We start from the raw sequence: 8,331 nt of genomic DNA on the forward strand, positions 1-8,331 counted from the left end.
GCGCACGACGCTGGCGCCGGCGAAGACCTGCCGGCCGCTGCCGAGCCGACGCTGACGGCGTCCGCGCCGTCGTCGTACGCGGTCGCCGGCACCGGGGTGATCGACATCGTTCCCGCCGCCGGGCAGGTGCCGGCGGAGCCCGAGCCGATCGACCGCCGGCAGGACGACGCCGAGCAGGAGCCGGGAGCGACCGCCGAGGAGTCCGGCGGGTACGCCGCCGACGATCCCTGGGCCCCGGAGGACGCGAATCCCGATGTCGAGGCCCTCGGCGAGATCGACGACGAGCTCTCGACCCCCGAGCCCGCCGATGCGGACGACGACCGTCCGTGGGAGCACTACGTGAAGACGGATTCCGATGTCGAGGCCGACGCCTTCTTCGCGGCGTTCGACGCCGACGGCAATCCCCGCGCCGTTCCCGACGGCGAGGCCGATGCGGCATCCGCCTCCGGCGCGGATGCGGAACCGGAGCACCCGAGCGACGCCGGCACCGGCACCGGCGCCGACGCCGACCCGACCGACCTCGGCCCCAGCGCAGGCTCGGATCCTGAGAATTCCGGCGACGCCACGCCCGAGGACGAGCCGGCCCCGCCAGACCCGAGTGCCGAGCCGGACCCCGAGCCCTGGATCCCGCCGGAGGCCGCGGCCTTCGAGAACGCCGACGACGAAGAGGCGGCGGCGACCGAGCCCTCCGAAGCCGCGACCGACGACGCGGCCGAGCCGGTCGCACCGACGCCGGACGCGGCATCCGTCCCCTCCGAGGGTGACCAGGAGCGCGTGGCCGACGACGACCGCGAGTCGGTCGACCAGGAAGGGGGCGACCGATGAGCCTGACCGCAGCGACGCGCGCCGAGACCACGAAGCTGTTCTCGACCAGCATCTGGTGGATCCTCGCCATCGTCCTCTTCGCCTACGTCGCCTTCACCGCGGCCGCCCTCGGCTTCGTGTTCGCCGCGGCGGCGACGGGCTCGCTCCCCGGCGACGCGCCACCGCTCCCTGAGGAAGGGCTGGCCGCGACCCTCTACAGCACGGCCACCGCCGTCGGGTACGTCTTCCCTCTTCTCGTGGGCACCCTCATGGTGACCGCGGAGTTCCGCCACAAGACGCTCACCCCCACGTTCCTCGCGACCCCGCGCCGCGGCCGGGTGCTCGCGGCGAAGCTCGCGGTCGGCGTCCTCATCGGCGTGGTGCTCGGGGTCATCGGCATCGTGGCGGCGCTGGGCACGTCGGCCGCCTTCCTCGCCGGCTTCGGGCTCGAGACCGAGATCACGTCGGTCGACACCTGGACGATGCTCGGACGGATGCTGCTCGCCTACGTCCTCTGGACGCTCATCGGCGTCGGCGTGGGCGCCCTGGTGCGCAACCAGGTCGGGGCCATCGTCGGCGTGCTGGTCTTCACGCAGTTCGTCGAGCCCATCGGCCGCACCGCCGCGGCGTTCGTCGAGGGGCTGTCGGACTACACGCGCTTTCTCCCCGGCGCCGCCAGCGACGCCCTCGTGGGAGCGAGCGTGCTGTCGGCGAGCATGCCGCAGGGCTCGGCCGAACCGCTCGAGTGGTGGGTGGGCGGCCTCGTGCTGCTCGGCTACGCGGTGGTGTTCGTCGTGGTCGGCCACCTGGTCAGCTGGCGCCGCGACGTCAGCTGACGCAGCCGCTCCCGTCCAGGAAACGCAGCTTCCGGCCGCAACCAACCTGCGAAACCCGGACCGCGCGCGGCCGACAGTGATCTGAACAGCGGCAGGGGTCCGGGAAACGCAGGATCGCGGCATCCCGAAACGGCCGAACCTGGACCGCGCGCGGGCGACGGCGGTCTCAGACGGCGGGAGCGGGCGCGGGATTCTTGCGCGTGCGCGGCTTCTTCTCGGGCACGACGGGGATGGTGCCGGTCTCGGCCGCGATCTCGACGACGTCTGCGGCCTCCGCGGCGACCTCGACGCGCAGCGCCTGCACGAGCGCGAGACCGTGGCGGGTCGTCAGGATGATCCGCTGGAACTCGGGGTGGCCCTCGAGGTCGATCACGACGCTGGGCCGGTGACGGCGGATCACGGCGAAGTCGTCGCCGCCCGCCGAGCGCCACGTCCCCATCGCGATGACGCCGCGCAGGTGGGTGCCCGGGCTGGGGAAGCCGCGCAGCCACGTCCAGGCGTCATCGGTGAGCTGCACCTTGGTGATCGTGGACCGCTCGAGGACGACATTCCCCTTGCGGAACGACAGCGCGCGCTCCGACACCGACAGCACCACTTCGAGCTGCGTCGAGTCGAGCAGCAGCGTCACCATGCGACTAGTCTGCCAGCGGGTCGCCCGGGAACCGGGCTCATTTGCTTACGGGAGGGCAACGATCCGCGACCCCGACGTCTCCGCTCGGTGCAAGACTGGATCGGTGACCGTCGTGTCCCCCTCCGTCACCGCGCCCCTCGCAGCGGCCTCTCCCGCCGCCGTCGACGCAGCGCTGGCGCGCGCCGCCGCGGGCGAGCGGCTCGACGCGGCCGACGCCGAGACGCTGCTCGCCGCGACCGGCGAGCGCTTCGAGCGGCTGCTCGCCATCGCCGGCGAGCTGCGGGATGCCGGGCTCGCGACATCCGGTCGCCCGGGCGTGATCACGTACTCCCGCAAGGTCTTCGTCCCGCTGACGACGCTGTGCCGCGACCGCTGCCACTACTGCGTGTTCGTCGACACCCCGGGCCAGCTGCTGAAGAAGCGGAAGCCTGCGTACATGTCGCCCGAGCAGGTGCTCGCGGTGGTGCGGCAGGGGCAGGCGATGGGCTGCAAAGAGGTGCTGCTGACCCTCGGCGATCGCCCGGAGGATCGCTGGCCCGAGGCGCGCGCATGGCTCGACGAGCACGGGTTCGCGTCGACGATCGAGTACGTCGCCCACATCGCCCGCCTGGTGACCGCCGAGACCGGGCTGCTCGCCCACGCCAATCCCGGCGTCATGAACGCGGAGGAGCTGCGGATGCTGCGGCCGACCGCTCCGTCGATGGGCATGATGCTCGAGACGACGTCGCGCCGGCTGTTCGAAGAGCCCGGGCAAGTCCACTTCGGCTCGCCCGACAAGGATCCGGCGCTGCGGCTCGAGGTGATCGATGCTGCCGGGCGCGAGCGCGTGCCCTTCACCACCGGCATCCTCGTCGGCATCGGCGAGACCGCCGCCGACCGCGCCGAGTCGCTCGTCGCGATCCGCGACGCTCACGAGCGGCACATGGTCGACGGCCAGGGCCACGTGCAGGAAGTGATCGTGCAGAACTTCCGCGCCAAGCCCCGCACCGCGATGCAGGGGGCGCCCGACGCCGATCTGCTCGAGTACGTCGCCGCGGTCGCCGTGGCGCGGCTGGTGATGGGGCCGCGCATGCGGATCCAGGTGCCGCCGAACCTCTCGGATCCCACCGAGTTCGGCCTGCTCGTGCGCGCCGGCGCCGACGACTGGGGCGGGGTCTCGCCGCTCACGGCCGATCACGTCAATCCCGAGCGTCCGTGGCCGCACCTCGACGACCTCGCCCGCATGACGGCCGAGCTCGGATTCGAGCTGCGCGAGCGTCTGACCGCCCAGCCCGAGTTCGTCCTCGATGCCGAGAGGTGGATCGACTCCGACCTGCGTCCCGCCGTCTCGGCTCTCGCCGACCCCGCGACCGGCCTGGCCGCCGCGCCCGCGCTCCGTCTCGCCGGCGGTCGCTCAGCGACCGGGGACGATGCCGACGACACTCGCGAATCCCGGTCGCTGAGCGAGGAGCGCAGCGACGAGACGAAGCGCGCCACCGCGCGCCGCGGCATCCGCGAGCTCGTTGAAGCCGCCGCAGCCGACCCGCTCGCGCTCGACGACGCCGAGTGGATCGGCCTGCTCGAAGCGACAGGCGACGACCTCGACGTGCTTGCGGCGGCGGCCGACGACGTGCGCCGCTACACCGTGGGCGAAGCGGTCACGCTCGTCGTCAACCGCAACCTCACCTCCTCCGGGCTCCGTGCCGCGCCGATCGACGACCCGGCGACGTTCACGCTCGACGACGTCGGTGCGATCGTCGCCGACGCGTGGGACCTCGGCGCCACCGAGCTCTGCGTGCAGGGTCTCCTTCGGCCCGAGGAAGACGCGTCGGGCTACCTCGACATCGCGCGTGCGGTGAAGGCGGCGGCGCCCGGCATCCATCTCCACGCGTACCGCCCGCAGGATGTGTGCGATCTCGCCGACCGCTCCGGTCTCGGACTCGACGCGGCTCTGGCCGCCCTACGGGAGGCGGGCGTCGACACCGTGCCCGGCACCGGTGTCAAGGTGCTGAGCGAGCGCGTGCGCGCCCTCGTCGCCCCCGGCGACCTCGAGATCGAGCGCTGGATCGAGGGCATCACCGCGGCGCACCGCGCCGGCTTCCGCTCGACGAGTGTGCTCTTCTACGGGCACGTCGAGACCGCCGCCGAGCGCGTCGCGCACCTCCGGCGGCTGCGCGCGATCCAGGGCGAGACCGGCGGGTTCAGCGAGTTCGTGCCGATCCCCCTTCCTGGCCCCGCCGGCGGTGTGCCGCTCGTCCCCGGCCGGGCGTCGCTCGACGAGCACCGTGCGATGGTCGCGGTGTCGCGACTGCTGCTGTCGGGAAGCATTCCGCACGTGCAGATCCCGTGGACGCGGGTCGGGCGCGAGGCATCCGTGGTCCTGCTGCAGTCCGGCGGCGACGATCTCGGCGGCACGCTGCTCGACGGCCGCGTCAAGCCCGGGGCCGGCATCGAGCACGGTCTCGAACTGCCGGCGACGGATGCCGCCGCCATGGTCGCGCGGCTGTTCCGGCCGTTCCGCCTGCGCACCACGACGTACGGCCAGGCGACGCGATGACCCGCGTCGAGGTCGCGATCGTCGGTGCCGGGTTCGCGGGCATCGGCATGGCCATGGCCCTGCGCCGCGCCGGCCGCGAGGACTTCCTCGTGCTCGAGCGCGGCGCATCCGTCGGCGGAACCTGGCGCGACAACACCTACCCGGGCGTCGCGTGCGATGTGCCCTCGCACCTGTACGGCTTCGCCGCGCACCCGAACCCGTCGTGGTCGGGCACGTACGCGAAGGGCGCCGAGATCCACTCCTACCTGGAGCACGTCGTGGAAGTCGAGGGCCTGAGCGACCGGGTTCGCCTGCGCACGACGATGCGGGGCGCCGAGTGGGATGCCGCGCACGCGGTCTGGCGCATCAGCACGTCCCCCACGGGCGCGTCTCGTCAGCCCCCCGGGCACCACGCCGCGCCATCCGGACGCCCGGGCGAGACCGATGACGACGTCATCGTCGCCGACGTGCTGGTGCTCGCGTGCGGGCGGCTCACGGAGCCGACGATCCCACGGATCGCCGGCCTCGAGCAGTTCCCGGGACCCCTGTTCCACTCGGCGCGGTGGGATCACTCCGCAGATCTCACCGGCGCACGCGTCGGCGTCGTGGGCACCGGGGCCAGCGCCGTCCAGATCGTGCCCGAGCTCGCGCGCGCAGCGGCGCATGTCACGCTGTTCCAGCGCACGCCCGCATGGATCGTGCCGCGAGGAGGGGACGCGTACTCCGACGCCGACCGCGCCCGGTTCGTCACGGACCCCGCATCGCTCGAGGCGCTGCGAGCCGATCTCTACGCCGAAGGCGAGGCGCGCTTCGCGTCGCGCTCGGGAGACTCCGCCGCCGCGGCGGAGGCCGAAGCCGTGGCGCTCGCGCACCTCGAACGACAGGTCGCCGACCCCGCGCTGCGCGCCGCGCTCACCCCCGACTACGCGTTCGGGTGCAAGCGCGTGCTGCTCTCGGACGAGTTCTACCCCGCCGTGGCATCCGACGCCGTGTCGCTCGTGCCGGCCGCACTCGCCGCCGTGGAGGGCTCGACGCTGATCGCCTCCGACGGCACGCGTCACGAGATCGATGCGCTCGTCCTCGCTACCGGCTTCGCCTCGACCCGCCAGCCCTACGCCGAGCTCGTCGCAGGTGAGCACGGCCAGACGCTCGCCGAGCACTGGGCGGGCGGGATGACGGCGTTCGCCTCGACCGTCGTCGCGGGCTTCCCCAACCTCTTCGTGCTCAACGGCCCGAACGCCTCGCTGGGTCATTCGTCGTCCGTGCTCATGATCGAGGAGCAGGCGCGGTACGTCACCCGCGTGCTCGACGACCGCTCGGGGCGGGTGCTTCGCGTCGACCCCGACGCGGAACGGCAGTACACCGACGAGATCGCTCGTGCGGCGGCATCCACTCGCTGGATGACCGGCGGATGCCGCAACTGGTACGTCGATGAGCGCTCGGGCCGGCTCGCCCTGCTGTGGCCCGGCACGGTGGATGCCTTCCGCGAGCGGCTCGCCCGGGCCGACGGCACGGAATTCCTGCCCGCACCCGGCGACGCACACGCCCGCCGGGAGGACCCGGGCCCGCGTCCCGATCGCGAACCTGCTCTCGAAGGGAGCCCCGCATGACAGTTCCGCTGCGCTTCGGCTACAAGGCGTCCGCCGAGCAGTTCGGCCCCGCCGAGCTGCTCGACTACGCGATCCAGGCCGAGGAGGCCGGGTTCGACTCGGTGTTCATCTCGGACCACCTGCAGCCCTGGCTGCACGACGGCGGGCACGCCCCGGCATCCGTTCCCTGGCTCGGCGCGCTCGGTGCGAAGACCTCGCGCGTGCTGATCGGCACGTCCGTGCTGACGCCCACGTTCCGGTACAACCCGACCGTCGTCGCGCAGGACTTCGCGACCCTCGGAGTCATGTATCCGGGCCGCGTGATCCTCGGCGTCGGCACCGGCGAGGCTCTCAACGAAGCGAACCTGGGCATCGCGTGGCCCGACCCGCCCGAGCGGTTCCAGCGGCTCAAGGAGGCGATCGGCCTCATCCGCCGGCTGTGGTCGGAGGACCGCGTCAACTTCGACGGCACGTACTACCACGCCCGCAACATCACGATCTACGACAAGCTGCCCGAGCCGGTGCCGATCTACATCGGCGCTGCCGGCCCTGCCGCGACCCGCCTCGCCGGTCGCATCGCGGACGGGTTCATCACCACGTCGGGCAAGAAGCGCGAGCTGTACACCGACACGCTCCTGCCGGCGCTGCACGAGGGCCTCGAGAAGGCGGGCCGCCCGGCCGACGCGATCGACACCCTCATCGAGGTGAAGGTGTCGCTCGACGCGACGCTCGAGGCCGCCCAGGAGAAGACCCGGTTCTGGGCGCCGCTCGCCCTCACTCCCGAGGAGAAGATGGGCGTCGACGACCCGATCGAGATGCAGCGCCTCGGCGAGCAGCTTCCGATCGAGCGCGCCGCGTCGCGGTTCATCGTGTCGGACGACCCCGATGAGCACGTCGAGCGCATCGCGTGGTACATCGAGCTCGGCTTCCGTCACCTCGTCTTCCACGATCCCGGCCATGACCAGAGCGCGTTCCTGGGGCTGTACGGCGAGGAGATCCTGCCGCGGCTGCGCGCGCGGTTCGGCGCGTGAGCCCGCTGTTCGGACGGCGGCGGCGGCAGAACTCCACGGAATCGGTGTCGCCGACGTCTCACCTGGACTCTCTCGTCGATTCGGACCCCGAATCCGTGGAGTCCCGCAACGCCCGGTGGGTCGTGGTCGTCCCGGTCAAGCCCTCGGCGCGCGCCAAGTCCCGCCTCGACGTCGCGGGAGTGGGCCGCGCCGACCTCGCCCGCGCGATCGCGCTCGACACGCTCGCCGCGGCGAGCGCCTGCAAGCTCGTCGCGCAGGTCGTCGTCGTCACCGACGACGCGACGCTCGCACGCGAAGCGGCGCTGATCCCGGCTCTGCGGTTCGTTCCCGAGGGCGAGGCGGGCGGGCTCGACGCCGCGGTGGCGGTGGGCGTGGCGGCGATCGATCCGGACGGACGGATGCCGCGCGCGGCCCTCCTCGGCGACCTTCCGGCTCTGCGACCCGAGGATCTCGCCGAGGCTCTGCGGACAGCGGCATCCGTCGACCGCACTGTCGTGCCCGACGCGGAGGGCACGGGCTCGACGCTGGTGACCGCACGTGCCGGGATCGCGTGGGAGACGTCGTTCGGCGACGGCTCGTTCGCGCGGCACGTCGCGCTGGGGTGTGAGGCGCTTCCGATCGCGGATGCCTCCACCCTCCATCGCGACGTCGACACCGCCGCGCAGCTGACGGCCGCCGCCGCGCTCGGCCTCGGCCCACGCACCGCCGCACTGCTGGCCGCGAAGGCCGAGGCGTGACGCCCCTTGCCCGGGATCGGCCCGGTCGGCCGCCACGGCGCTAGCCTGGCGTGATGAGCGACTACGAGGTGCTGGAGATCGGCGGGCTCGACGAGTGGCGGGCGCACTACGGCGGCTTCCGGCCCGAGAGCTCGCGCGACGGGCGCCGCGTCGTCGACCACGACATGACGATGCAGTTCATCGGCATG

Annotated in this window: 6 protein-coding genes and 1 pseudogene; 6 read left to right on the forward strand and 1 reads right to left on the reverse strand. The window is 72.8% G+C overall.

What is annotated here, in order from left to right:
* Positions 1-825 (forward strand): annotated as a pseudogene (locus tag VIP82_RS11740) (hypothetical protein); the annotation flags it as partial.
* Complete coding sequence (locus VIP82_RS11745; RefSeq protein ID WP_331908748.1) at positions 822-1,640, forward strand: ABC transporter permease; 819 nt, start codon at positions 822-824, stop codon at positions 1,638-1,640. The pseudogene VIP82_RS11740 and the gene VIP82_RS11745, both read left to right, overlap by 4 nt.
* Positions 1,641-1,806: 166 nt before the next feature.
* On the opposite strand, the gene VIP82_RS11750 is transcribed toward VIP82_RS11745, so the two are convergent.
* Positions 1,807-2,271 carry a hypothetical protein gene (locus VIP82_RS11750; protein WP_331908750.1) on the reverse strand — a complete coding sequence of 155 codons (465 nt, stop codon included), beginning with the start codon at positions 2,269-2,271 and terminating at the stop codon, positions 1,807-1,809.
* A gap of 103 nt (positions 2,272-2,374) precedes the next feature.
* Here VIP82_RS11750 and cofG point away from each other — a divergent pair, with 103 nt between their 5' ends.
* The 4 genes from cofG to cofC all read left to right on the forward strand — a co-directional run bounded on the left by cofG (position 2,375) and on the right by cofC (position 8,143).
* The gene (gene cofG / locus VIP82_RS11755; protein ID WP_331908752.1) at positions 2,375-4,807 is read left to right on the forward strand and encodes a 7,8-didemethyl-8-hydroxy-5-deazariboflavin synthase CofG; all 2,433 of its coding nucleotides are present in this window, start codon (positions 2,375-2,377) and stop codon (positions 4,805-4,807) included.
* The gene (locus VIP82_RS11760) at positions 4,804-6,396 is read left to right on the forward strand and encodes a flavin-containing monooxygenase (RefSeq protein WP_331908754.1); all 1,593 of its coding nucleotides are present in this window, start codon (positions 4,804-4,806) and stop codon (positions 6,394-6,396) included. The genes cofG and VIP82_RS11760 overlap by 4 nt, the downstream gene beginning before the upstream one ends.
* On the forward strand, positions 6,393-7,406 hold the full coding sequence (gene fgd, locus VIP82_RS11765) for a glucose-6-phosphate dehydrogenase (coenzyme-F420) (RefSeq protein WP_331908756.1): 1,014 nt from the start codon (positions 6,393-6,395) through the stop codon (positions 7,404-7,406). Before VIP82_RS11760 ends, fgd begins: the two co-directional genes overlap by 4 nt.
* A 95-nt stretch (positions 7,407-7,501) precedes the next feature.
* On the forward strand, positions 7,502-8,143 hold the full coding sequence (gene cofC, locus VIP82_RS11770) for a 2-phospho-L-lactate guanylyltransferase (RefSeq protein WP_331908758.1): 642 nt from the start codon (positions 7,502-7,504) through the stop codon (positions 8,141-8,143).
* Positions 8,144-8,331 lie beyond the last annotated feature (188 nt).

Source organism: Microbacterium sp., assembly GCF_036566905.1.
In the GTDB taxonomy this organism is placed as follows: Bacteria; Actinomycetota; Actinomycetes; order Actinomycetales; family Microbacteriaceae; genus Microbacterium.

Bases quoted from the DNA above. Each gene is read 5' to 3' on its own strand.
- VIP82_RS11745 (WP_331908748.1), top strand. From the start codon at position 822: ATGAGCCTGACCGCAGCGACGCGCGCCGAGACCACGAAGCTGTTCTCG.
- VIP82_RS11750 (WP_331908750.1), bottom strand. From the start codon at position 2,271: ATGGTGACGCTGCTGCTCGACTCGACGCAGCTCGAAGTGGTGCTGTCG.
- VIP82_RS11760 (WP_331908754.1), top strand. From the start codon at position 4,804: ATGACCCGCGTCGAGGTCGCGATCGTCGGTGCCGGGTTCGCGGGCATC.
- fgd (WP_331908756.1), top strand. From the start codon at position 6,393: ATGACAGTTCCGCTGCGCTTCGGCTACAAGGCGTCCGCCGAGCAGTTC.